General features: G+C 69.0%; 24 protein-coding genes. 10 read left to right on the forward strand and 14 right to left on the reverse strand.

The annotated features are described in order from the left end of the window. Nucleotides 1–67 precede the first annotated feature (67 nt). Entirely contained in the window at nt 68–775 is a 708-nt protein-coding gene (locus ACQFZP_RS11555) for an NADPH-dependent F420 reductase (protein WP_249312298.1), read from the reverse strand. Next, nucleotides 772–1,386, reverse strand: coding sequence for a TetR/AcrR family transcriptional regulator (locus ACQFZP_RS11560; RefSeq protein ID WP_211891388.1), 615 nt, complete (start codon nt 1,384–1,386; stop codon nt 772–774). The genes ACQFZP_RS11555 and ACQFZP_RS11560 overlap by 4 nt, the downstream gene beginning before the upstream one ends. 113 nt (nt 1,387–1,499) lie before the next feature. Here ACQFZP_RS11560 and ACQFZP_RS11565 point away from each other — a divergent pair, with 113 nt between their 5' ends. After that, complete coding sequence (locus ACQFZP_RS11565) at nt 1,500–2,831, forward strand: NtaA/DmoA family FMN-dependent monooxygenase (protein ID WP_211891389.1); 1,332 nt, start codon at nt 1,500–1,502, stop codon at nt 2,829–2,831. Between the two features lie 88 nt (nt 2,832–2,919). Further along, entirely contained in the window at nt 2,920–3,399 is a 480-nt protein-coding gene (locus ACQFZP_RS11570) for a CinA family protein (RefSeq protein WP_211891390.1), read from the forward strand. Nucleotides 3,400–3,477: 78 nt separating this feature from the next. Here the strand turns inward: ACQFZP_RS11570 and ACQFZP_RS11575 are convergent, their stop codons facing one another. The 7 genes from ACQFZP_RS11575 to ACQFZP_RS11605 all read right to left on the reverse strand — a co-directional run bounded on the left by ACQFZP_RS11575 (nt 3,478) and on the right by ACQFZP_RS11605 (nt 6,664). Then, nucleotides 3,478–3,651 carry a CsbD family protein gene (locus tag ACQFZP_RS11575; RefSeq protein WP_104254193.1) on the reverse strand — a complete coding sequence of 58 codons (174 nt, stop codon included), beginning with the start codon at nt 3,649–3,651 and terminating at the stop codon, nt 3,478–3,480. 74 nt (nt 3,652–3,725) lie between these two features. Further along, complete coding sequence (locus tag ACQFZP_RS11580) at nt 3,726–4,331, reverse strand: hypothetical protein (RefSeq protein ID WP_211891391.1); 606 nt, start codon at nt 4,329–4,331, stop codon at nt 3,726–3,728. Next, nucleotides 4,328–4,909, reverse strand: coding sequence for a DUF6286 domain-containing protein (locus ACQFZP_RS11585; protein ID WP_211891392.1), 582 nt, complete (start codon nt 4,907–4,909; stop codon nt 4,328–4,330). The genes ACQFZP_RS11580 and ACQFZP_RS11585 overlap by 4 nt, the downstream gene beginning before the upstream one ends. Continuing rightward, nucleotides 4,906–5,286, reverse strand: a complete 381-nt coding sequence (locus ACQFZP_RS11590) for a hypothetical protein (RefSeq protein ID WP_104313131.1) — start codon at nt 5,284–5,286, stop codon at nt 4,906–4,908. Before ACQFZP_RS11590 ends, ACQFZP_RS11585 begins: the two co-directional genes overlap by 4 nt. Further along, nucleotides 5,283–5,483 (reverse strand): DUF2273 domain-containing protein, encoded by a 201-nt coding sequence (locus ACQFZP_RS11595; protein ID WP_104313129.1) that lies wholly within the window; start codon nt 5,481–5,483, stop codon nt 5,283–5,285. Before ACQFZP_RS11595 ends, ACQFZP_RS11590 begins: the two co-directional genes overlap by 4 nt. Then, nucleotides 5,480–5,947, reverse strand: a complete 468-nt coding sequence (locus ACQFZP_RS11600; protein WP_104313127.1) for an Asp23/Gls24 family envelope stress response protein — start codon at nt 5,945–5,947, stop codon at nt 5,480–5,482. The genes ACQFZP_RS11595 and ACQFZP_RS11600 overlap by 4 nt, the downstream gene beginning before the upstream one ends. A 114-nt stretch (nt 5,948–6,061) precedes the next feature. Continuing rightward, nucleotides 6,062–6,664, reverse strand: coding sequence for an RBBP9/YdeN family alpha/beta hydrolase (locus ACQFZP_RS11605; protein ID WP_181027057.1), 603 nt, complete (start codon nt 6,662–6,664; stop codon nt 6,062–6,064). 130 nt (nt 6,665–6,794) lie between these two features. Here ACQFZP_RS11605 and ACQFZP_RS11610 point away from each other — a divergent pair, with 130 nt between their 5' ends. Both ACQFZP_RS11610 and ACQFZP_RS11615 read left to right on the forward strand, forming a co-directional pair. After that, nucleotides 6,795–7,094 carry a hypothetical protein gene (locus ACQFZP_RS11610; protein WP_211891393.1) on the forward strand — a complete coding sequence of 100 codons (300 nt, stop codon included), beginning with the start codon at nt 6,795–6,797 and terminating at the stop codon, nt 7,092–7,094. Nucleotides 7,095–7,245: 151 nt separating this feature from the next. Further along, a complete protein-coding gene (locus tag ACQFZP_RS11615; RefSeq protein WP_249312299.1) occupies nt 7,246–8,343 on the forward strand; it encodes a DUF418 domain-containing protein in 1,098 nt (365 codons plus the stop codon). Here the strand turns inward: ACQFZP_RS11615 and glgX are convergent. Continuing rightward, a complete protein-coding gene (gene glgX / locus ACQFZP_RS11620) occupies nt 8,312–10,357 on the reverse strand; it encodes a glycogen debranching protein GlgX (protein WP_211891394.1) in 2,046 nt (681 codons plus the stop codon). The two genes, ACQFZP_RS11615 and glgX, sit on opposite strands and share 32 nt — an antisense overlap. A 193-nt stretch (nt 10,358–10,550) precedes the next feature. On the opposite strand from glgX, the gene ACQFZP_RS11625 reads away from it, so the two are divergent. Continuing rightward, entirely contained in the window at nt 10,551–10,853 is a 303-nt protein-coding gene (locus ACQFZP_RS11625; protein WP_104313119.1) for a DUF427 domain-containing protein, read from the forward strand. 242 nt (nt 10,854–11,095) lie between these two features. Next, nucleotides 11,096–12,679 carry a Mur ligase family protein gene (locus ACQFZP_RS11630; RefSeq protein WP_249312460.1) on the forward strand — a complete coding sequence of 528 codons (1,584 nt, stop codon included), beginning with the start codon at nt 11,096–11,098 and terminating at the stop codon, nt 12,677–12,679. A gap of 30 nt (nt 12,680–12,709) precedes the next feature. Here the strand turns inward: ACQFZP_RS11630 and ACQFZP_RS11635 are convergent, their stop codons facing one another. After that, nucleotides 12,710–13,951, reverse strand: coding sequence for an MFS transporter (locus tag ACQFZP_RS11635; protein ID WP_211891395.1), 1,242 nt, complete (start codon nt 13,949–13,951; stop codon nt 12,710–12,712). Continuing rightward, nucleotides 13,948–14,508 (reverse strand): cyclophilin-like fold protein, encoded by a 561-nt coding sequence (locus ACQFZP_RS11640; protein ID WP_211891396.1) that lies wholly within the window; start codon nt 14,506–14,508, stop codon nt 13,948–13,950. Before ACQFZP_RS11640 ends, ACQFZP_RS11635 begins: the two co-directional genes overlap by 4 nt. Nucleotides 14,509–14,648: 140 nt before the next feature. Here ACQFZP_RS11640 and ACQFZP_RS11645 point away from each other — a divergent pair, with 140 nt between their 5' ends. The 4 genes from ACQFZP_RS11645 (at nt 14,649) to nagB (ending at nt 19,431) form a co-directional block, all read left to right on the forward strand. After that, a complete protein-coding gene (locus ACQFZP_RS11645) occupies nt 14,649–15,551 on the forward strand; it encodes a helix-turn-helix transcriptional regulator (RefSeq protein WP_211891397.1) in 903 nt (300 codons plus the stop codon). 172 nt (nt 15,552–15,723) lie between these two features. After that, nucleotides 15,724–16,440, forward strand: a complete 717-nt coding sequence (locus ACQFZP_RS11650) for a GntR family transcriptional regulator (protein ID WP_211891398.1) — start codon at nt 15,724–15,726, stop codon at nt 16,438–16,440. A 94-nt stretch (nt 16,441–16,534) separates the two neighbouring features. Next, complete coding sequence (gene nagE, locus ACQFZP_RS11655) at nt 16,535–18,460, forward strand: N-acetylglucosamine-specific PTS transporter subunit IIBC (protein ID WP_211891399.1); 1,926 nt, start codon at nt 16,535–16,537, stop codon at nt 18,458–18,460. A gap of 188 nt (nt 18,461–18,648) precedes the next feature. Beyond that, nucleotides 18,649–19,431 (forward strand): glucosamine-6-phosphate deaminase, encoded by a 783-nt coding sequence (gene nagB, locus ACQFZP_RS11660; protein WP_211891400.1) that lies wholly within the window; start codon nt 18,649–18,651, stop codon nt 19,429–19,431. Between the two features lie 278 nt (nt 19,432–19,709). On the opposite strand, the gene nagA is transcribed toward nagB, so the two are convergent. After that, the gene (nagA, locus tag ACQFZP_RS11665) at nt 19,710–20,837 is read right to left on the reverse strand and encodes an N-acetylglucosamine-6-phosphate deacetylase (RefSeq protein WP_211891401.1); all 1,128 of its coding nucleotides are present in this window, start codon (nt 20,835–20,837) and stop codon (nt 19,710–19,712) included. A gap of 241 nt (nt 20,838–21,078) precedes the next feature. Continuing rightward, on the reverse strand, nt 21,079–21,783 hold the full coding sequence (locus ACQFZP_RS11670; RefSeq protein WP_211891544.1) for a response regulator: 705 nt from the start codon (nt 21,781–21,783) through the stop codon (nt 21,079–21,081). Nucleotides 21,784–21,789 lie beyond the last annotated feature (6 nt).

Raw genomic sequence — 21,789 nt, forward strand, 5'->3', positions numbered from 1 at the left:
CCGGCTCGTGCGCAGGTGCTTGCTCAGACCCGGCTGAACGACGCCGTGGCGTTCAGGTGGTGATTTATCAGAACTGTCGCGCGCCCACGTCCGCGCGGTGCGCGGTCGAAAGGATCTCGGTGAGCCGGTCTGCCGGCAGCGGCGCGCCCGGGTCGCTGAGGTAGTCGGCGCGGAACGCGGCCAGGTCAGCGACATAGATCTGCGTGTACGCGCCGGACTCCGGCTCGAAGCGCCACGACTCGGCAAGCGTCCCGGCATCGACGGTGTCGAAACCGAGAGCGCTTACGAGTTCCGAGACACGTGCCTTGGCGGCGGCATCATCGCCCGCGATCGGAAGCGCGGTGCGCGGTGTCGAGTTGGCGAGATTCGGGATGTGGGTGAAGAGGATGTTGTTGAACGCCTTCACGATGCGCGTTTCCGGAAGCAGCGCCTGCTCGTATTCGGCGGTTGTGACGGCGAGCGTGTCGAGCTGCTCGATGCGCCCGTCGCGGTGCGGGTAGTAGTTACCGGTCGAGAGGACGGTCTTGCCAGCGAAGGCGTCTTGCGGCAGGTTCGGGTATGCCGCGAGCGGAACCGCGAGGAGCGGGGTCTCGCCGAATTCGACGGCTTCGCGAACGCTGCCGGCTCGTGCCAGCGGGCCGAGCGCCTCGACGAGTTCCGAGAGGGATGCGGGCCCGCGCGAGTTCGCGATCAGCACCTCCCAGCCCGCGGCGACCGCCAGGCGGGCGACCGCTGCTCCGATGGATCCGCTGCCGATGATTCCGATGCGCTTCATGCTGTTCTCCTTGTGTTCGGCTGATCGGGCTTGCGTTCCCATCCGCTTCTCGTGAGCGCCGCCAGTGCGGCGCCGGAGGCCTCGTCTGCCATCGCGGCTCCTCGCACCCAGCTGGTGGCGAGGGCTGCGAGGAAGAGGTCGAGCGCGCGGATGTCGGTCCGTGCGCGTCCTTCGCCCTGAGCGGCCCGGAGGAACTCGTCGGTGGTCGTGAGGAAGCCCTGGCAGGTCACAGCCAGTGGGGACAGGTCGGTGGTCGTGGCAACGCGCAGCGGCTCGGGGAGACCGTCGAACGCGCATGCCCACTCGGTCACCGCGTTCAGCCAGCCGTCGAGTGCCTCGGCGGCGTTTGTCGCTGAGGAGCGGAGCTCATCCCGGCGGGCCACGAGCTGTTCGTCGCGTGCGGCCAGGAGCGACGCGAGGAGTGCCTCGCGGTTGGGGAAGTGGCGGTAGAGCGTGCCGGCGCCGATGCCGGCGCGTTTCGCGATCGCATCCAGTGACCCGGTGACGCCGTGTTCCGAGAAGTACTGCTCTGCGGTGTCGAGGATGTGGTCTCGGTTGCGTCGTGCGTCTGCACGCGGCGCGCGGCGCTTGCTCGCGGTGGATTCGGTCATGGTGCCCCTCGGTTGACAAAGTGGAGAGCATCTCCGTATCTTCTCTCGAAGGGGAGAGTATCTCCATTTCGTCGCGAGTGCCAGTGCTCCCGACAGCAACAGGAAGCGGAACGATGACCGGCAACAGCAAGATGATCCTCGGGTTGCACATCGGCAGCGGATACGGCTCGCAGAGCTCCGCTTGGCGGGCGCCAGGTGTCGACCCCGCCAACTACACGAACTTCGACGCGCAGGTCCGGTACGCCCAGGCCGCCGAGCGCGGCAAGTTCGCGTTCCTGTTCTTCCCGGACTTCCCGGGCGAGCAGGTCGACCTGTCCCGCGAGTCGTTCATGATCTCCATCGAGCCCGTGCTGACGTTGGCCGCGATCGCGCGAGAGACCGACAGGATCGGCCTCGTCGCGACCGCATCCACGACCTTCAACGAGCCCTTCACCATCGCCCGTCAGTTCAAGGCGCTCGACATCATGAGCCACGGACGCGCCGGCTGGAACGCCGTGACGACCAGCGACCCGGGAGCGGCGGCCAACTTCGGCCGCACGGTCGCGCCGAGACCCGAGCGCTACCAGCGCGCACACGAGACGATCCAGATCGTCGAGGCGCTCTGGGGGAGCTGGCAGCAGGACGCGTGGGTGATGGACACGGCGACGGGTCGCTTCGCTGATCGAGACAAGATCAGACCCATCAACCTGCAGGGCGAGTATGTCGCCTCCCGCGGCCCCCTCAACATCCCGCCCTCAGAACAGGGGCAGCCCGTGATCTTCTCGGCCGGTGGCGGCGCGAACGGGGCCGAGATCGCCGGACGTCACGCGAGCGGAGTCATCGGGGCGGTGTTCACGATCGAGGATGCGCGGCAGCAGCGCGAGGCGTTGCGGGAGGCTGCGCGTGCGGCCGGGCGCGACCCAGACGACGTGAAGTTCTTCGCCGGTGTCATGCCAGCCCTCGGTGCGACCAAGCGCGAGGCGCTCGACCGTCGGGTCGCGCTCGGCGAGCTGTCCGCGCCCGCCCGCGTCGGGTACCTGGGCCAGATGCTGAACCTGCCCACGGCGCTGGACCCCTCCCAGCTCGACAAGCCGCTCACCGCGGGCCAGCTGGCCAGCGCCAGCCCGAATCCGTACGATCCGCGCTCCGCGCGCGCCCTCGAGATCGCGCGTGAGGGATGGACGATCCGCGACATCCTCGCGCACGGGGTCATCGACTACCACCCCACCCCGGTTGGCCCAGCGAGCGTGATCGCCGACCACATGCAGGAGTGGTTCGAGGCCGGCGCGTGCGACGGCTTCTGGGTGTCGGTCGACGTCAATGAGCATGGCATCGACGCGTTCGTCGACGAGGTGATCCCGCTCCTGCAGGAGCGCGGCATGTACCACGACGACTACGAGGGGGCGACCCTTCGCGACCATCTCGGGGCGCCCGCCCAGTACGGTCGGGACCCGCGCGTGGTCTGAGCTGACGCGCCGTGACTCCGGCGTCGCTCTGCGGACACGCTCACCAGGTACTCCGCCGCCGTTCAGCACGCGTTCCTACGATGCTGCAATGGCACAGCTCAGTGACGAGAACCTCATCGAGACCATCGCCGAACGACTCGCGGAGACGGGCCGCACCCTGAGTGTGGCCGAGTCTCTGACCTGCGGGAGGGTCGCCTCCACGCTCGGCAGCGGACCTGACACGAAGACGTGGTTGCGCGGCGGGGTCGTCGCCTACCAGACGGAGGTGAAGCAGCGCGTCCTCGGTGTGACACCCGGCCCGGTCGTCTCGGCCCGGTGCGCCGAGGAACTCGCGGTCGGCGTGGCACGGCTGCTTGAGTCCGACATCTCCATCGCGACGACCGGTGCGGGCGGCCCCGGACCGGAAGAGAGCGAACCGGAAGGCACCGTGTTCCTGGGATGGAGTGTCGACGGTGTCGTGGGCAGCGAACGTCACGACTTCGACGGGGAGCCCGCCGAGATCCTCGACCAGACCGTCCGTCAGGTGCTGGAACGACTGCAACAACTCCTGACCGGCGGGAAGCACTAGCCAGCACCGAAACGACGGCGCACGACGAAGCGGCAGCCGACCCGAAGGTCGACTGCCGTTTCGCTGTGCTGGTGTGAGCTACTTCTTGAAGGCGTCCTTGACGTCTTCGCCCGCCTGCTTCACGTTGGCCTTGGCCTGGTCGGCCTTGCCTTCGGCGACGAGCTGCTCGTTGTCGGTGACCTTGCCAACTGCTTCCTTGGCCTTGCCGCCGAACTCTTCAGCTGCGTTCTTGATCTTGTCTCCTGCGCTCATGGCAGTTCCTTTCTGTTGGGGGTTGCGGTGCCGTCGAATCGCGGTGCCGCGGTGGGGAGTTGTGGTGGTGAGTCCTACTGGAGGCGCGTCGACTGCTGCACTCGGGCGCGGAAGCCGCCGCTGAGCTGGAGCAGCACGGGCACCTGCCGGCCGAGGAGTGCATCCAGGGCCTCGAGGTTCTGCTCGACGATCTCCGTCGCGTCTCGAGGCGAGACGCCGCGTCGGCACGTGGCCGACACCTTCAGCACAGGGGTGCGTTTCACGTCGTACGCGGAGACGCTTGTCGTGAGGAACTCGTCGCGGGCATCGAGCGCATCCGAGAGGGCGTCGCGGGCAACCGACACGTCGACGATGGTGCGCCCGGTGTCCGGCGTGCGGTCGCTGACGATCGTGCAGGTCCGTCCCTGTCCTTGGCGGAGTGCGAAGACCAGGAGCAGGATGATGGCGATCGCGAGGACGGCGACGACGGCGATGAGGAGCCAGCTGAAGTCAGCGCCCGGGAACGGGGTCTGCTGGAGCCAGCTGCTGGTCTGCGTGTTCACGCCTTCGGAGATGGGCGTCCACGTGTCTTTCGCCCCGGGCAGCCATGCGCCGATGGCTGCGGCGGCGCCGATGGCGAGGAGGAGGAGGCCTGTGGCGGTGATGAGGAGTCGGTTGAGGCCTCGGTTGGTGCTGTTCATGCGCCGACCTTCCCGTTCTCTGCGACGCGCACCTTGGCGGTGACGCGCGGGGTGAGCTCGTACTGCTGGAGCTGCTGGTTGACGGCGGCCGTGATGGCGGACGCGTCGACCGGGAGCCCGGATGCGGGGGTGAGGTGCACGTCGGCGCGTCGGTGGGACACCGACACGGTGACGTTGTCCGGGCTCACGTTGCCGGCGTGCGCTGCGTGCCGGGCGAGGGCGGACGCGATGACCGCGTTGTCCGCGACGGTCGCGGTGCGCGTCGAGGTGAGCGTGTGCCTGGCTCGTCGTCCGGGGGCGAGGCCTGCGATGAGCAGCACGAGCCCGATGATCGCGACGACCACGCCGGCGATGCCGACGTACTGGGCGGGCTGCTCGAGCACGCCCAGCGCCGAGGCGAACATGTCCGCCGGTGCGACGAGCAGCGCCGGGAGGGCGAGCAGCGATAGCACGATCTCGGTGCCGATCCAGGCCGCGACGAGGATGAGGAGCACGGCGAGGGTGATCGCGAGCGCCGAGCGGGGCGAGTGCGTCTCTCGCCGGGAGAGGCGCGAGTACAGGGAGGTGTTGGTGCTCATCTGACTCGCTCCTCTGCCTTGATGTTGAGCCCGGTCACGCGGATGGTGACGAGGCCGACCTGGGACCCGCTGAGGGTCTGCACGCGGTCACGGATGGTGGTCTTCGCGGTCTCGACTCGCTCGAGGAGTGGGCCGCCGCTGCGCTCGAGCGCGCTCGGCTGCTCGCGGATTCGGGCGAGCGAGGGAACCCGGATGGGGGTCCTCACGCGCAACGCGAGCTTGCCGTTGTGGTCGTCGAGGTCGACGCTGACGCTGCCAGCGTCGACCCCGAGCGCGTCACCGGCGACAGCTGACGCAAGACGAGTCAGGGCCTTCGCGGTGAGTCGTGTTGTGCCTCGCTGCGCCGCGCCGCTGAGTGTGGTCGCGGCGGCGCTCATGAGGAGGTGTTCCGTCCTCGGATGACGTCAACGAGGGCGGTCGCGTCGAGCTTTCCTTCGAGGATGCGTCCGATGACGCCGCCGATGATCATCGCGATGGCGACGAAGAAGAACGCCCAGAAGCCGAGGATGATCCAGGTGAGCGCGAGGACCGCGCCGATGAGGATGCCGGTTCGGGTGAGGGATGCCGTGTTCACTGGACTCGCGCTTCTTCCGTCTTGTCGTTGCTGTCGTCTTCGGAGGGGAGGTGCACGTCGTTGACCGTGACGTTGACCTCGGTGACCTCGAGGCCAACGATGGTCTCGATGGCGCGGATCACGTCGGCGCGGACGCCGTCGGCCACGTCCTGCAGCGAGACGGGGTACTCGGCGACGATGGTCACGTCGACCGCGACCTGCTTCTCGCCGACCTCGACGTTGATGCCCTGGCTCTGGTCCGTCGCGTTGATCGCGTTGCGGATGGCGCCGATGGCGCGGGCCGCGCCGCCGCCGAGGTCGTAGACGCCGCGAGCGTCACGAGCGGCGATCCCTGCGACGCGAGCGACGACGCTGTCGACGATCGTCGTCGTGCCGCGTCCGCCCGAGGTGTTCGTGGGGACGACGCTGCTGGACGTCTGAGCCGTCTTGGGGGCGGTAGCGGTGGTGGGTGTCGTGTTCGCCATGATGCTCTTCTTTCTGGTCTCTGCCTGGTGCCGGTGCACCGTGTGGGCTTGTACAGGTGAGACGCAGGCGACCCCCGATGTGTCACAAACTCGTTTTGCGTTTTCAGGAATCGCTCAGGTTCGGGGCGCGGGGCGGGCCTGGAGGAGCGCGTCGAGGACGACCGGCAGCGAGGTCACGCCGGTCGCTTCGAGGAAGTGCCCGGCGCCCGGTTGCACGCGGACCTCGGCGAAGAGTCGGCGCGCGAGGGCATCGGATGCGCCGGGAGGCACGAGGGTGTCGTTGTCCGAGCGGATGACGACGCGAGTGTTGATGCGGTCGGCGACGCGTTCCGCATCCACGTCGTCGGCGAGGTACTCGTCGAGGTCGGGGAGCGTGTCAAGCGTGCCGGTGAAGCCGGACACGAAGACGACGCCGCCGAGACGCCAGTCACCGAGTTGCGCCGCCAGCGCGCGGAGCGCCGTCACGGCGCCGAGCGAATGGCCCACGATCCAGGTCCGCTCGTCGGGGGTTCCCAACGCGAGCGCGACCTCGCGCTGCCAGTCGGCGGCGTTCGGCGCCTCCGGCAGCGGAAGTTCGACGCTCGTCGCCTCGATGCCCCGGTCGGCGAGGGCTTCCCGTAACCACGGGAACCAGTGCGCGTCGACGTTCGCGCGGAAGCCGTGGACGATGATCACGCGGGCCGGGAGGTGGACGGGGTCAGTGGATGCGGGTGCCATGGCACGCAGGCTAGGGGCAGGAGTTGCGAGCCGGCGTGATCGAGTCGAGCGGCGTCCGAATCGTTGTCGATGTCGCAGGCGGGCGCTCGCGCCGAGGGGGCACCCATCGCGGGGTCGTATTCTGCCCGGCATGAGAGTGATGCACCTCGACGGCTCGTCGGATCCCGCTCGAGTCGAGGATCTGCCGGCCCTCCTCGCCGAACTCGACGGTGCGAGTGACGATGAGCCGGATGTCGGTGCCGGTGACCCGTACGGGTGGTTCGTCACCGCCTACTCGTCCGGGACCGTGGTGCTCGCGCACGCCGCACGACCACACGACCCCGAGCTTGTGCTCTCCCACGTGCCCCGGAACGAGGCTCTCCTGATCTTCGCCGAGGTTGTACGCGGTGAGATGGACGCCGTTCTCACCCGGCCCTGGGTCGAAGAGTAGGGGCCGGCTTGGGAGCCGGGCAGCTGTGGTCCCGTCAGCCCAGCGGATGACGCGGGTCCTTCCAGCGCAGGACGCGAGCCGCCGAGTTCCCGGCTGATGATGGGTCGTCGCGCCAATCCCGAGATCCGGGCCGCGCCGCGAAAGGCCCGTCTTGACCTCCCTCTCTTCCCCCGAGCGCATCTCCGCCGCGCCCGACGCATCTGCTGCCCTGCCTGCATCCGGCAAGCGGATCGCTGCCCTCGACGTCATCCGCGGCGTCGCCCTCTGCGGCATCCTGTTCGTCAACATCGCCCCGCTTGTGCACTTCGGCTACGACACCGGCATTCCCCAGCCCACCAACCTCGGCGACCCGAGCGGCTGGCTGCAGCTGTTCGTGCAGCAGCGCTTCTTCCCGATCTTCTCGCTGCTCTTCGGCATCGGCTTCGCGCTCTTCTTCGAATCGGCGAAAGGCCGCTCCCAGCGGCCGAGGCTGGTCCTGCTCAGGCGACTCCTGCTCCTGCTGGCCATCGGCATCCCCTTCGAGCTCCTGCAGAGCGGCTCGGCGCTGTGGCCGTACGCGATCGCGGGCCTCATCCTGCTGCTCCCCAGCACCTGGCTGCCGCGCTGGGTCGTCGCCGTGGGCGCCGCGGTCCTCATCGCCGCGAGCCTCGCGCTCACCGGCGGCGGCATCAGCCTCATCCCCGGTGTGTTCCTGCTCGGCGCGAGCCTGACCCGCTACGGCGTCGTCCAGGCGATCGGCCGGTCGCGCGCCGGCTCGGTCGTCGCGCTGCTCGCCTTCACCGCAGCCTCGATCCCGCTCGCGCTCTGGCAGGCGAGCGACATTCGGATGTCTGGCTTCGACCTCGCTTCCGGACTCGCCGGCTTCGCGATGGCCGGCACCTACGTCGCACTGCTGTCGCTGCTCATGACAACCCCAGCCGCCCGCGGCCTCCAGCTCGCGTTCGCGCCGCTCGGCAGGATGGCGCTCACCAACTACGTCGCCGGTGCCCCGCTGATGCTCGCGGCCGGCGTGCTGTTCGACCTGCCCAACAGCACCTCGTGGACGCTGCTGCTGAGCATCGTCGTCGGCATCCTCGCGCTGCAGTGGGTCGCGAGCACGCTCTGGCTCCGGTCCTTCACGCAGGGCCCACTCGAATGGCTCTGGCGCTGGGGCACGTGGGGCACGCGCGGGCCTCTCCGTCGGCTGCCCGCCGGAGAGGCCACGCAGGTCAGCGAGGTCAGTGCTGGAGCGGCGAACGCAGCAGCGTGAAGGAGCCCTCCTTGACCATGAGCGTCGTCACGGGGTCGCTGACCAGCTGCTCGCCATCGCTCGAGAGCGCCAGCTCCCAGGTGCCGTGCGGCGCATCCGGGACCGTGAACTCGACCGCGTTCTCGGCCGCGTTCAGCAGCAGCGCGAACGAGTCAGCACCCGTGTGCGAGAACACGAACGCGATGGAGCGCGCCTCCGGGTTGTCCCAGTCGGCGTCGTCGAAGCCGAGCGCATCCGACCGCAGCACGTCCACCGTGGCGTCTGCGCCCGTATCCGGTGCCTGCCTGAACCAGACGGGGCGCAGCGCCGGATGCTCGGCGCGCAGCGAGATGAGCGTGCGCGTGAACTCGAGCAGGTCGCCGTCGATGGCCTCCCAGTCGAACCAGGAGATCTCGTTGTCCTGGCAGTAGGCGTTGTTGTTGCCGCCCTGCGTGCGGCCGAGCTCGTCGCCGCCGAGGATCATGGGCACGCCCGCCGAGAGCAGCAGCGTCGCGAGCAGGTTGCGGCGCTTGCGAGCGCGGCGGTCGTTGACTGCCGCATCATCGGTCGGGCCCTCGGCGCCGCCGTTCGCCGAGCGGTTGTCGCTCTCGCCGTCCTGGTTGTCCTCGCCGTTCGCGGCGTTGTGCTTGTCGTTGTACGAGGTGAGGTCGGCGAGCGTGAACCCGTCGTGCGCGGTGATGAAGTTCACACTCGACAGAGGCGAGCGGCGGCTCGCCTCGTACACGTCGGGGGAGCCGAGGATGCGCTGCGCCGTCGTGCCGAGCGTTGCGTCGCTGCCGTTCCAGTAGTCACGGGCGTCGTCGCGGAACTTGCCGTTCCACTCCGACCAGTCCGCAGGGAACCCGCCCACCTGGTAGCCGGCCGTATCCCACGGCTCGGCGATCATCTTCACGGGCGCGAGCACCGGGTCCTGCTGGATGAGCGTGAGGAACGCGCTGTGCAGCTCCGCGTCGCCACCCTGCCTGGTGAGGGTCGTGGCGAGGTCGAAGCGGAACCCGTCGACGTGCATCTCCGTCACCCAGTAGCGCAGCGAGTCCATGATGAGGCCGAGCGCCGCCGGGTGGCTGACGTTGACGCTGTTGCCGGTGCCCGTCGTGTCGAAGTAGTGGCTCTCGTCGCCCTCCACCAGCCGGTAGTAGGCGGCGTTGTCGATGCCCTTGAACGACAGCGTCGGGCCCAGATGGTTGCCCTCGGCGGTGTGGTTGTAGACGACGTCGAGGATCACCTCGAGGCCCGCGGCGTGCAGGGCCTTCACGAGCTCCTTGAACTCGGCGACCTGCCCGCCGCCGTCACCCGCCGCGGCGTAGTCGCCGTGCGGCGCGAAGAACCCGATCGAGTTGTAGCCCCAGTAGTTGCGGAGGCCCTTCTCCTCGAGGTGGCTGTCCTGCACGAACTGCTGCACGGGGAGCAGCTCGACGGAGGTCACGCCGAGGTCGACGAGGTGCTTGATGGCGGCGGGATGAGCGAGGCCGGCGTACGTTCCGCGGATCTCCTCCGGCACCTCGGGGTGGAGCTGCGTGAACCCCTTCACGTGCACCTCGTAGATGACGGTCTGGTCGAGCGGGACGCGCGGCGAGGCGTCGTCACCCCAGTCGAAGCTCGGATCGGTGACGACGCTCAGGGGCACGGAGCCCGCCGAGTCGGTGTCATCGCGCTGCTCGGGCTCGTTCATGTCGTGGCCGAACACGGCCTGCGACCAGTTGTACTGGCCCTCGATCGCGCTGGCGTGGGGGTCGAGGAGCAGCTTGTTCACGTTGTGCCGGAGGCCCTGTTCCGGCGCCCACGGGCCGTCGACGCGGATCCCGTAACGGGAGCCGACCTGCAGCGCGTCGACGAAACCGTGAAACACGTGGCCCGTGCGCTCCTCGAGCAGGGTGCGCGTCTCGGCGCCCGACCCGTCGAACGTGCACACGTATACGGCATCGGCGGTCTCGGAGTAGACCGCGAAGTTCGAGCGGCCGGCGACAGTGCTGAAGCCGAGCGGATACGGGCGGGAGCGATCGGAGTGCGACAACGGAAGGCCTTCCAGTGGCGGGGGAGCGGAGCCCCGGCGCGGAACCCCGCCGTTGAGAGTAGGGCAACCGGCCCGTGGCTCTGCCGACGTTCTCCCAGGTACGCGGGGCGCTCATCCACAGGCATCACCGTTCTCACAGCCTGTGGGGCGACGCTTCCCGTCTCCCCACTCGCTACCCATCGGAGGAAGCATCATGAAGGCAACTGTCAACGGAACCGTCATCGCCGAAGCGCCCGAGTCCGAGCTCGTCGGCATCGAAGGCAACCACTACTTCCCGCCGTCGTCGCTGACGTCAGGGGCATTCACCGAGAGCGCGACGCAGTACACGTGCCCATGGAAGGGGCACGCACAGTACTGGGACGTGGTGACGGATGGCGAGACGCACCGCGACGCCGCCTGGAGCTACCCGGAGCCGTTCGCGGGCGCGGCCGAGAAGGTCGGGCACGACTTCGCCGGCTACGTCGCCTTCGACAAGTCGCAGGTCAGCATCGGCTGACCGACTCCGAGACGGAGTCTGCCTGGGAAGTCAAGGCCGTGCGGGACGTCGGAGCCGCCGCGTAGCTTCGGGAAGGTGTCGAGCCCGAATCGCTTTCCCCCCATCCCATCCGTCACGGACGGCTGGCGATCCGCGCAGGCACGGCGCTTGGGCATCGGCCTTCTCGGCGCCGGAGCGGCGCTCCTCGCCTACCGCCGGCACGGAGGCGTGGGGTCACGCGGCAACGACAGTCGGGCACGGTGATGGTGCGGGACGACGCGGCGACGGTCCGACCGAAGCTGCTCCGACCCGCCGCGCTGGGGCGTCGCACGCTCGACGAACTGATCGAAGAGTTCGGCGGAGAGCACCTCAGCCCGGCCGAGGGTGCCGACCTCAAGGCGACCGTGCCGCTGGGCGGGCTTGCCGTCGCATCCCTCGACGTCGCACCCGGCGACCTGTTCGTCGCCCTCCCCGGGTGCCACGCGCACGGGGCCCGCTTCGCGACGGACGCGGCGACGGCTGGAGCAGTTGCGGTGCTGACGGACCAGTCCGGTGCGCAGCTCGCAGCAGCCTCCGGCCTCCCCGTCGTGCTGCTCGAGCGGTTGCGGGCACAGCTCGCCGCGATCTCGTCGTGGATGTACCAGGACGAGCGCACGCCCCCGCAGCTGTTCGGGGTCACCGGCACGAACGGCAAGACCTCCGCCACCTACCTGCTGCATGCCCTGCTCGAGCAGCTCGGTGTCGTCGCCGGGCTGAGCAGCACCGCCGAGCGGCGCATCCGGGGCCGTGTCGTCGCGAGTCGCCTCACCACCCCGGAAGCACCGGAACTGCAGGCCCTCCTCGCGGCGATGCGCGAGGAGGGCGCTGAGGCGATCGCCGTGGAGGTGAGCGCCCATGGTGTGAGCCGCGCACGGGTCGACCACGTGCTGTTCGACGTCGTCGGGTTCACGAACCTCAGCCACGACCACCTCGACGAGTACCCGAGCATGGACGCGTACTTCGCAGCCAAGGCCGCGCTGTTCACGCCCGCGCACACGAGGCGGGCCGTCGTCTCCGTCGAAACCCCGTACGGGCAGCGCCTCGCCGCCGAGGCCCGCGTTCCGGTGACCACCATCTCCTCGCATCCGGGTGTCAACGCGGCCTGGCGGCTGCGAGTCACCGACTCGAGCGCGGAGTCCACCGGCTTCGAGCTCACGGCGCCGGACGGACAGCAGCTGCGCAGCAGAGTCTCCCTGATCGGGCGTCACATGGCGGCCAACACGGGCCTTGCCATCGCGATGCTCGTGGAGGCCGGCTACCGCCTCGACGCGATCCGCGACGCACTCGCCGCGGACGGGCTCCAGGTCGAAGTGCCCGGGCGGGGCGTGCGCGTCTCCGGCGCGACCGGGCCGCTCGTCCTCCTCGACTTCTCGCACAACGGGGCGGCGTTCGAGCACACGCTGACCGGACTGCGCAAGGTGACGCCGGGCACTCTCACGATGGTGATGGGTGCCGACGGCGACCGCGACCCGAGCAAGCGCGAGCTGATGGGACGCATGAGCTCGCTGCACTCGGACGTGCTCATCGTCACCGACCACCATCCCCGCCACGAGGACCCGTCAGCGATTCGTGCAGCACTCCTGGCGGGAGCCGCACGCGCCGACGACCGCGCCGAGGTCCTCGAGATCCCGGACCCGGCGGCCGCGATCCGCACCGCCATCGCCAGGAGCGGCCAAGGAGACACGATCCTCTGGGCCGGCCCCGGCCTCACCGACTACCGCATCATCGGAGCCGAGCGGCTGCCGTACTCACCCCGCGAAGACGCACGGCGGGCGCTCGACGATGCTGGCTGGCCGACCGTGAGCTGACGCTCGGGCATCGCCGAGACGTTTGCCCGATCACCTCGCATCTCGGATCCCGCCTGATCGGGGCGTCGACGGCAAGAAGGCCGAGCGCCGGCCCGAGAACGTCAAAATCAGGGCAACCGCGCCGAGGACGATCATCGCGCCGGGAAGCGACATCGCGCCGTACGCTCCCAGCAGTCCGGCGCCCAGTATCCCCGCTCCGAAGATCGCGAGGTTGAAGGCGACGGGGAGGAAGGAGTTCGCGACGTCGGAGTTCTCGCCACCGGCGCGAGTGAGCGCGCTCTGGAGCTGGGACGAGGCACCTCCGAAGCTGACACCCCAGAGGGCTGCGGCGGCAAGCAACGCCGGTACCGAGGCCCGCCCCGCGAGCAGCACCACACCCGCCGCGACGAAGGCCAGGACGCTCAGGTGCAGCAGCGCCCGCGGGTGTCGGTCGAGGAGCAGGCCCGCCACGGCCACGCCGACGAGCGAGGCGACTCCATAGACGAGCAGCATGAGGTCCGGCGTGATTCCGGTCGCTGTCTCGCGAAGATATGGAGCAACGTAGGTGTAGATGGTGCTGTGGGCGAGCATCCACACGAAGATGACCGACAGCACGATCGGTACACCACGCAGCCCGAAGACCTTCACCAATGGCAGTCCAGCGACCGCTCGCTGCCCGGGGGCGTCCGGCACCCAGAGGATGACGGCGACGGCGACGACGAGGGCAAGCACAGACAGGCCAGCGAACGACCAGCGCCAGTCCGAGACGGCGCCGATCCACGCGCCGAGCGGCGTGCCGAACGCGAACCCCAGGGGTGCGCCGATCGACACGATCGCGAGAGCGGCACCAAATCTGGCGGGTGGGCTGATGCGGATCGCATACGGGGCGAGCATGCCCCAGATGACGCCAGAGAACGCCCCCGCCACGAACCGTGCCCCCAATGAGAGGGCGATGTCGGAGGAGATCGCGGTGACCGCATTCGCGACGAGAAGCCCCGCGATGCCGACCAGGAGAAGAGGCTTGCGGCGGAATCGACGCGTCAGCGAGATGGCCGGAATGGTCACGACGACGGTGCCAAGGGCGTAGGCGCTCACGAACAATCCGATGATTCCCTCCGAGGCGCCCAGCTCGCCGGCGATCTCGGGCAGGAGGCCCGCGGGCATGGTCTCCATGGCGACGAGGATGAACCCCATGAGGGCGAGCACGACGAGCGCCGTCAGCCGGAGCTTGGTGGGCTCCGCGCTGTTCCGGACCGTCGGGACGTCGGAGGTCGGCGACTGCAGGGAGGTCATTCCGCGGACACGGTTCCAGTCGACGGCGCTGCGTCACGGACCGCCTCGACGCCCTCGAACGTGCCGAGGGGGATGATGCCCGGGTAGTAGCCGACCGACTCGTAATACAGGACGAGGCCCTGGTCCGGCGCGTAATACCCGAGGGTTCCTGCTGGTGCATCGCTTCCGGAGGGCAGCCCGTCCAGCGAGAGCGCCGTCGGGAGCGTCGCGATCTTCTCCTGCCCGCCGAAGTCCTCGAAGGAGAGCTCGAGGGGCAGCTGCGCGATGAGGTCGGCAGTCGTGGTGTTTGCGTCGAGCGTTCCGCGCACCGTGGTGTCACCCATGGTGATGGTGATGTTCGTCGTCATGTTCGTCAGTTCCTCCGATTCGGGGACCTGGCTCTCCGTGGGCGAAGGCTCGTGGGCCGTCACCTGGCCCGGGTCGGTCGTCACCGCCGCCGTGGTGCTGCTTCCTGGCGCTGCGGTGCTCGCGCATCCGGTGAGCAGGGCGCCCGCTGCGAGCAGGACGACCGGGAACGAGAGCCGTCTCGCTGTTCCGATTGGCGCGATGGTGCTCATGTGCTCCTCTCCGAGGGACCGAGGCTCGGTTCTCTCATGCCTGCAGTCAACGCCTCGTGCGAAGAAGGAGGGAGGGGCGGGCCAAAGGGGTTCCAGCAGAGGTACCCCTAGGCTCGGGTCCGCGTCGTAGCGTGAGCTTCATGGACAACCGGAGCGAAGTACGAGAATTCATCAGCTCCCGCCGCGGCAGGCTCCCGCCGGAACAGGCGGGCATCGACCCTGGGACGACGCGACGCCGTGTCACCGGGCTGCGCCGAGACGAAGTCGCGCGCCTCGCTGGGGTGAGTGTCGAGTACTACACCCGTGTCGATCGCGGGAACCTGACCGGCGTCTCCGACAACGTGCTCGATGCCGTCGCTCGAGCGCTGCAGCTCAGCCGCGCCGAACACGATCACCTCCGCGACCTCGCGCGAACCGCGAACCTCGGGGCGCAGGTGCGCCCCGCGAAGCCGCGTGCCACCGGGTTGGGCCCCACCGCGCAGCATCTCCTGGACTCGATAACGGGAGCCGCCGCCATCATCGGCAACAACCGCATGGACATCGTGGCCGCCAACGACCTCGGTTTCGCCCTCTACTCCGAGATGTACCGGAGCAGCGCGCGTCCGGCGAACCACGCCCGGTTCATCTTCCTCGACCCGCGGGCGCACGATCTCTACCCCGACTGGGAGCGCGCGGCGAACGTCAACGTCGAGATCCTTCGCCGCGAAGCCGGCCGATCCCCGTTCGACAAGCAGCTCACCGACCTCGTCGGCGAGCTCTCCGTCCGCAGCGGCGAGTTCCGCACACGTTGGGCCGCGCATGACGTCCGCCGCCACTACTCGGGGGCGAAGCAGTTCCAGCATCCAGTGGTCGGACTTCTCGAGTTGAACTACCACGCCATGGACCTCGAAGACGACCCCGGCCACACGATGACCGTCTACACGCCACTCCCCGCAAGCCCATCTGAGGAAGGCCTGCGGCTGCTCTCCTCCTGGGCGGCCACCGAGAACATCAGTGCCATCACCCGAGACCCCGCGGTACGCAGGAGCACGGCACGCGCCTGATCGAGCGACATGGCTCCCGCTGCCGCCCATACATCCCAGCTGATCGTCGGGTCAGTTTCAGCCCATCCCGAGGCCGCGAACGGGCGTCAAGTGACCTACCGGCGCATGCGGGGGCGGCGATCGTGAGCCGGATGACCGCGCCCGGGTCCGGACGCGATGGGATACTTGCGACATGGCAAGGCTCAGTGGTTCAACAGCTCTCGAGGGTGTTCGCGCCCTCGCCGCCTCGCTCTCGCCAGGCGAGCTGCTGCCCTCGGAGCGCACCCTCGCAGCGGAGCTCGGAGTCGCGCGGATGACGGTGCGTGCAGCGATCGATGTCCTCGAGCGCGAGGGCCTCGTCCGCACGAAGCGCGGCATCGGCACGGAGAAGCTCGCCCCGCCCGTGTCCCTGCAGGTCCGGCTGCGGTCCTTCGCGAGCGCCGTTCGCGAGCACGGGATGCGCGCCGAGACGCAGGTGCTGTCATTCGTCCGGAGCACCGACCGCCCGGCCGAAGTGGATGAGCACCTGCAGCTCCCACGGGGCGCCGAGACCATCCACCTGCGGCGACTGCGCCTCGGCGATGACCGCCCGCTCGCGCTCGAGGATGAGTGGCTTCCCGCGGCGCTGGTTCCCCAGCTCAACGAGGAGACGGCGAAGGGCAGCCTCTACGAGATGCTCGAGACCCTCGACCTGCTGCCGACGGAGGGTGTCGAGGTGGTCACCGCCACGCTGCCGAGCCCGGAGGAGATCGAGGTGCTCGGCATCGCCGCGAGCTACCCGGTGCTGCGCCTCACGCGAGCCGCGATCGCCCGCGGCCTGCCCATGTCGTACTCGCGGGCGACGTTCCCCGCGGATCGTTTCGAGCTCACCTTCCCCCTGCAGGAGCGCCTCACACTGCCCTTCTCGTGAAGTAAACCGCACCACCGACGAACTCTGGTCTATACCAGGGCGGATTTTCCAAGTAGAGTCCCCCTAACTTTTCCTTTGACCACGGAGTCTCGTCATGAAATATCTCCAGAAACTCGGCAAGTCGCTCATGCTGCCGGTGGCTGTCCTGCCGGTAGCGGCCATCCTGTCCGGTATCGGGTACTGGATCCTCAACACGGCCGGCGAGAACTTCGTCCAGGCCTTCTTCACCGCAGCGGGAGGCGCGCTCCTCGACAACCTGCCCCTGCTCTTCGCGCTCGGCGTGGCAATCGGCATGGCATCGAAGCCAGACGGTACCGCCGCGCTCGCGGGACTCGTGTCCTGGCTCGTCGTCACGCGGCTCCTGAGCCCTGAGACGGTCGCAACCCTGCAGGGCATCGCCGTCGAGGACGTGAACATCGGCTTCGGTCGCATCGAGAACGCGTTCGTCGGCATCATCTGCGGCCTCATCGGCGCCTACTGCTACGACAAGTTCAAGGACGTCCAGCTGCCGGCCGCCCTGTCGTTCTTCTCGGGCAAGCGCTCCGTCGCGATCGTCACGACCGGCGCATCCCTCGTCGTCGCGCTTGTCCTCTACTTCGTGTGGCCGGTGCTGTTCGGCGGCCTCGTCTCGTTCGGTGAGTGGATGGTCGGGCTCGGCCCGGTCGGCGCCGGCCTCTACGGCTTCTTCAATCGCCTCCTCATTCCGCTCGGCCTGCACCACGCACTCAACGCGGTGTTCTGGTTCGACGTCGCCGGCATCAACGACCTCGGCAACTTCCTCAACGGCACGGGCACGGCGGGTGTCACCGGCCAGTACATGACGGGCTACTTCCCGATCATGATGTTCGGCCTCCCCGGTGCCGCACTCGCCATGTACCTCACGGCCAAGACCAACCGCCGCAAGGTCACCGCGGGCATCCTGCTGTCCGGCGCCTTCGCCTCGTTCTTCGTGGGCGTGACGGAGCCGCTCGAGTTCGCGTTCATGTTCCTCGCGCCGGCGCTGTACGTCGTCCACGCGATCTTCACGGGCATCTCGATGTTCATCATGGCGCTGCTGCCGGTGCGCATGGGCTTCGGGTTCTCTGGCGGGTTCATCGACCTCATGCTCGGCTGGGTCAATCCGTTGGCGCAGAACCCGTGGGCGATCTTCCTGGCGGGCGCCATCTGGTTCGTCATCTACTTCGTGTCGTTCTACTTCATCATCAAGCGCTTCGACCTGAAGACGCCGGGTCGTGAAGACGAGGAAGTCGAGGTGGATGAGACGTCGACAGGCTCGTCGAAGTTCCTGAGCCAGGCCTCCGCGATCCTCAAGGGGCTCGGCGGCAAGGACAATGTGCTCGAGCTCGACAACTGCGCCACGCGGCTCCGCATGGAGATCGCCGACGTGTCGAAGGTCGACGACGCGGCGATCCGCCGCGCGGGGGCTGCGGGCATCATGAAGCCGGGCGGGAAGTCCGTGCAGGTCATCTACGGCCTCGAGGTGCAGTTCGTGAAGGACGCGATGGAGGACCTCATCGCCGGCCGAGTCGAAGCGCCGGCTCCGGCAGTCGCCGCGCCGGTCGTCGCGGCTGATGCAGGCGCGGGCGAGGCTTCGCAGGGCGGCGTCGCCACGAAGACCGTGCTCACGCTGCGTCAGCCGGTCGCGGGTCGCGTCGTGCCGCTCTCCGAGGTTCCGGATGCGACCTTCTCCGAGGGCATCATGGGGCCAGGCGTCGCAGTCGAGCCGACGGGCGACACCGTGTGGGCTCCTGCTGACGGCACGGTCGCTCACCTCTTCCCGACGAGCCACGCGGTCGCGATGACGCTCGGCGATGGCACCGAGGTGCTTGTCCACGTCGGCGTGGACACCGTGGAGATGAAGGGTCAGGGGTTCGAGACGCTCGTCTCGGTCGGGGATGTGGTCACCGAGGGCACCCCGCTGCTGCGGTTCGACCTCGAGGCCATCCGTGCGGCCGGGCATCCCGCCGTCACGCCGGTCATCGTGCTCGGCGGCGGCGACATCGAGCTGAAGCTGCGCTGAGGCTGACCCGTCGCCGGGGTCGAGGGGTGGGCTGCCGGGTTCGGCAGCTCACCCCTTCCGTTCTTCTGGACTAGACCACTCGGGGGATTGTCGGTAAGGTGATGCGCAACACGCCTCGCTGATCAGGCTCGCGATCCATGAGACTGGGCTGAGGAACACCGATCTTCGTCGATCCCTAGGAGCAGCGCATGGAAGTTGTCATCATGGCCGGGCCGGCAGAAGTCGGTGCTTTCGCAGGCGGACGCATCGCGGATGTCGTCGCGGGAAACCCGGAAGCAGTGCTGGGAGTCGCCACGGGCTCGAGCCCACTGGAGACGTATCGGACGCTCGCCGCCCGCAGGGACGCGGGACTCGACTTCAGCCGGGTGACCGCCTTCGCGCTCGACGAGTACGTCGGCATCCCCCGATCGCATCCGGAGTCCTACCACGCGGTGGTCGGGCGCGAGGTCGTCGAACCGCTCGGCCTGAACCCTGCACGCGTGCACGTCCCCGACGGGCTCGCCTCCGACCTCGACGCGGCCTGCGCCGACTACGAGGCGAAGATCCTCGCCGCTGGAGGCGTCGACGTGCAGCTCCTCGGTATCGGCGCCAACGGACACATCGGCTTCAACGAGCCCACCTCCTCCCTCTCCTCGCGCACCCGCGTCAAGACGCTCGCCCCGAAGACCCGCGACGACAACGCGCGCTTCTTCGACAAGGCAGAGGATGTGCCCGTGCACTGCCTCACGCAGGGGCTCGGCACCATCCTCGACGCGCGAAGCGTCGTGCTCGTCGCGCAAGGCGCCTCCAAGGCGCGCGCCGTCGCAGCCATGGTCGAAGGCCCCGTCTCCTCGATGTGGCCCGGCTCCGTGCTCCAGCTGCACCGCCGCGCGACGATCGTCATCGACGAAGCCGCAGCATCCGAGCTCACCATGGCCGACTACTACCGATACACGGTCGAGCACCGCGCCGGCGTGCAGCCGCAGGCGTAGGCGGGCCCACCTGGCCGGTGGCGCAGATCGGCTGTCGCAGGCCGATCCGCGCCACGGGCGTTCGTGGTGGGTTCTCGCGTCGCTGGTGGTTTCCGCGCCCGAGTTTGATGGGTTCCGGCGACGCTGATGGGTTTTCCGGATGCGCGTGATGGGTTTCGGTGACTGGTGATGGGTAAAAACCCATCAGAGTTAGCAAAAGCCATCACGGTGCAACGGCTGAGGCGGTTCGACGCCGGGAGTGGAAGCGGCCTCAGCGGGCCGCGGCCGAGCGGTGACGCTCAGCGCACCCACTCGCCGCGCCGCATGACGCGCTGCACGCCAAGCGACGCATCCAGGACGACGAGGTCGGCAGAGTTCCCGGCGACCAGCGCACCGACTCTCTCGAGCCCGAGGGTCGCGGCGGGTGTTGCAGTCGCGGCGCGCACGACGTCGACGAGCGGCAGGCCGGCGACGCCGACGGCGTACTGCACGGCCTGGGCCATCGTGAGCGTCGACCCGGCGATGGCGCCGCCCTCCGTGAGGCGGGCGACGCCGCCCCGCACCTCGACAGCGAGCGAGCCGAGCACGTAGTCGCCATCGTGCATGCACGCCGCCGACATGGCATCGGTGACGAGCATGAACTGGTGCGGCTTCGCCACCGCGGCGAGGCGGAGGGCCGCGGGATGCAGGTGCGTGCCATCCGCGATGAGCTCGATCACCGCGTCAGGGTGCTCGAGGAGCGCCGCGACCGGGCCGGGTTCGCGGTGGTGCAGCGTCCGCATCGCGTTGAACAGGTGCGTGCCGACCGTAGCGCCCTGGTCGAGTGCGTCACGGGCGACGTCGTACGTCGCATCCGTGTGCCCGATCGCCGCGACCACCCCGGCCTCGGTGAGCGTCCGGATGGCGTCGAGGCCACCTGGCAGCTCAGGCGCGAGCGTGACCATCCGCACGTGACCGCGCCCGGCCTTCAGGAGAGTGGCGATGTCCTCGCCGTTCGGCGCGAGGAGATGCTGCTGCGCGTGGGCGCCCGGGTGCAGGGGGCTGAGCCACGGCCCCTCGAGGTGGATGCCCGCGAGCGTCCCCTCCTCGACGAGCGTCGCCAGGCCCGAGATCGAATCGCACATCGCCGGGACCGCGTCCGTGACGAGGCTCGCCACGATCGAGGTCGTGCCGTGCTCGAGGTGCGTGCGGGCCGCCGTCGCGGCGGAATCTCGATCGCCGCCATCGAACGAAGCGCCGCCGCCGCCGTGCACGTGCGCGTCCACGAACCCGGGCGCGATCGTCGCGTCCCCGAGGTCGACGACGTCGCCCCGGTCGGCCTGGGGCCGCCCCGCGGCAACGCTGAGCAGGGAGTCGCCGTCGATCTCCACCCAGCCGGGCGAGAGATGACGTTCCTGAGTGATGACGTTCGCGGCGCTGACGATCATTCTGCGGGCTCCGCTTCTCGAGATGACTCACTGGTCTGTACCAGTTGTACTTTTGTCCGTGAGGACAGCGGTGTCAAGTCGAGGTGCGTCGAAGCAGCGCCGCCGGTTCAGCCTCGCGCGACGCCGGCCGAACCCAAGCCTGCAGAGTTGTGGCGAAGAGCCGCCAGCGAGATAGCCGCCAGCGCTTCGCCACAACTCTGCGCCCGGGGAGGGCCGCCGCGGGCGTGCGTCAGGAAGCCGGCTACCCCGTGACGAGGCGGTGCTCGTAGGCGAACACGACGATCTGCGCGCGGCTCGACAGCTCCAGCTTCGCGAGCACGTTGCGCACGTGCGTCTTCACGGTCGCCTCGCTCACGAACGCGGCTGCCGCGATCTCGCTGTTGCGCAGCCCCTTCGCCGCGAGGAGGAAGATCTCGCGCTCGCGGGGTGAGAGGGCAGCGATCGCCAGGTCCGGGCGCGGGGCGATCTCGGCGGGCTCCGCGGTCGGGGCGGCGCCGCGGGCCATACGCCCGACCGGCATGGTCGGGGCGTCGCCAGCGTGCACGGCGCGGATCGTGTCGAGCAGCATCTCGGGCGTCGCATCCTTCGTCACGTAGGCGCTCGCGCCGTTGTGCATGGCCTGCAACACCGCTTCATCCTGCCGGAACGTCGTCAGCATGACGATGCGCGGGCGCGGCCCGGTCTCATCGGCGTACGGCGCAGCTTCCAAGATGCGCCTTGTCGCGGCGATGCCGTTCAGGCCGGGCATGCGGATGTCCATGAGCACCACGTCTGGGCGCCCGGCGACGACCAGCCCGACGGCTTCCTCGCCATCCGCCGCGGTGCCGATCAGCTCGAGGTCCGGCTGCGACTCCACGAGCATCCGCATGCCGTAGACGAACAGCTCCTGGTCGTCGACGAGGGCGATGCGGATGCGCGGGGCCGGGTCCGGCTGCGCCGTCGCGATTGCAAT

The sequence above is a fragment of the Pseudoclavibacter sp. Marseille-Q434 genome, assembly GCF_050315415.1.
Classification (GTDB): domain Bacteria; phylum Actinomycetota; class Actinomycetes; order Actinomycetales; family Microbacteriaceae; genus Pseudoclavibacter.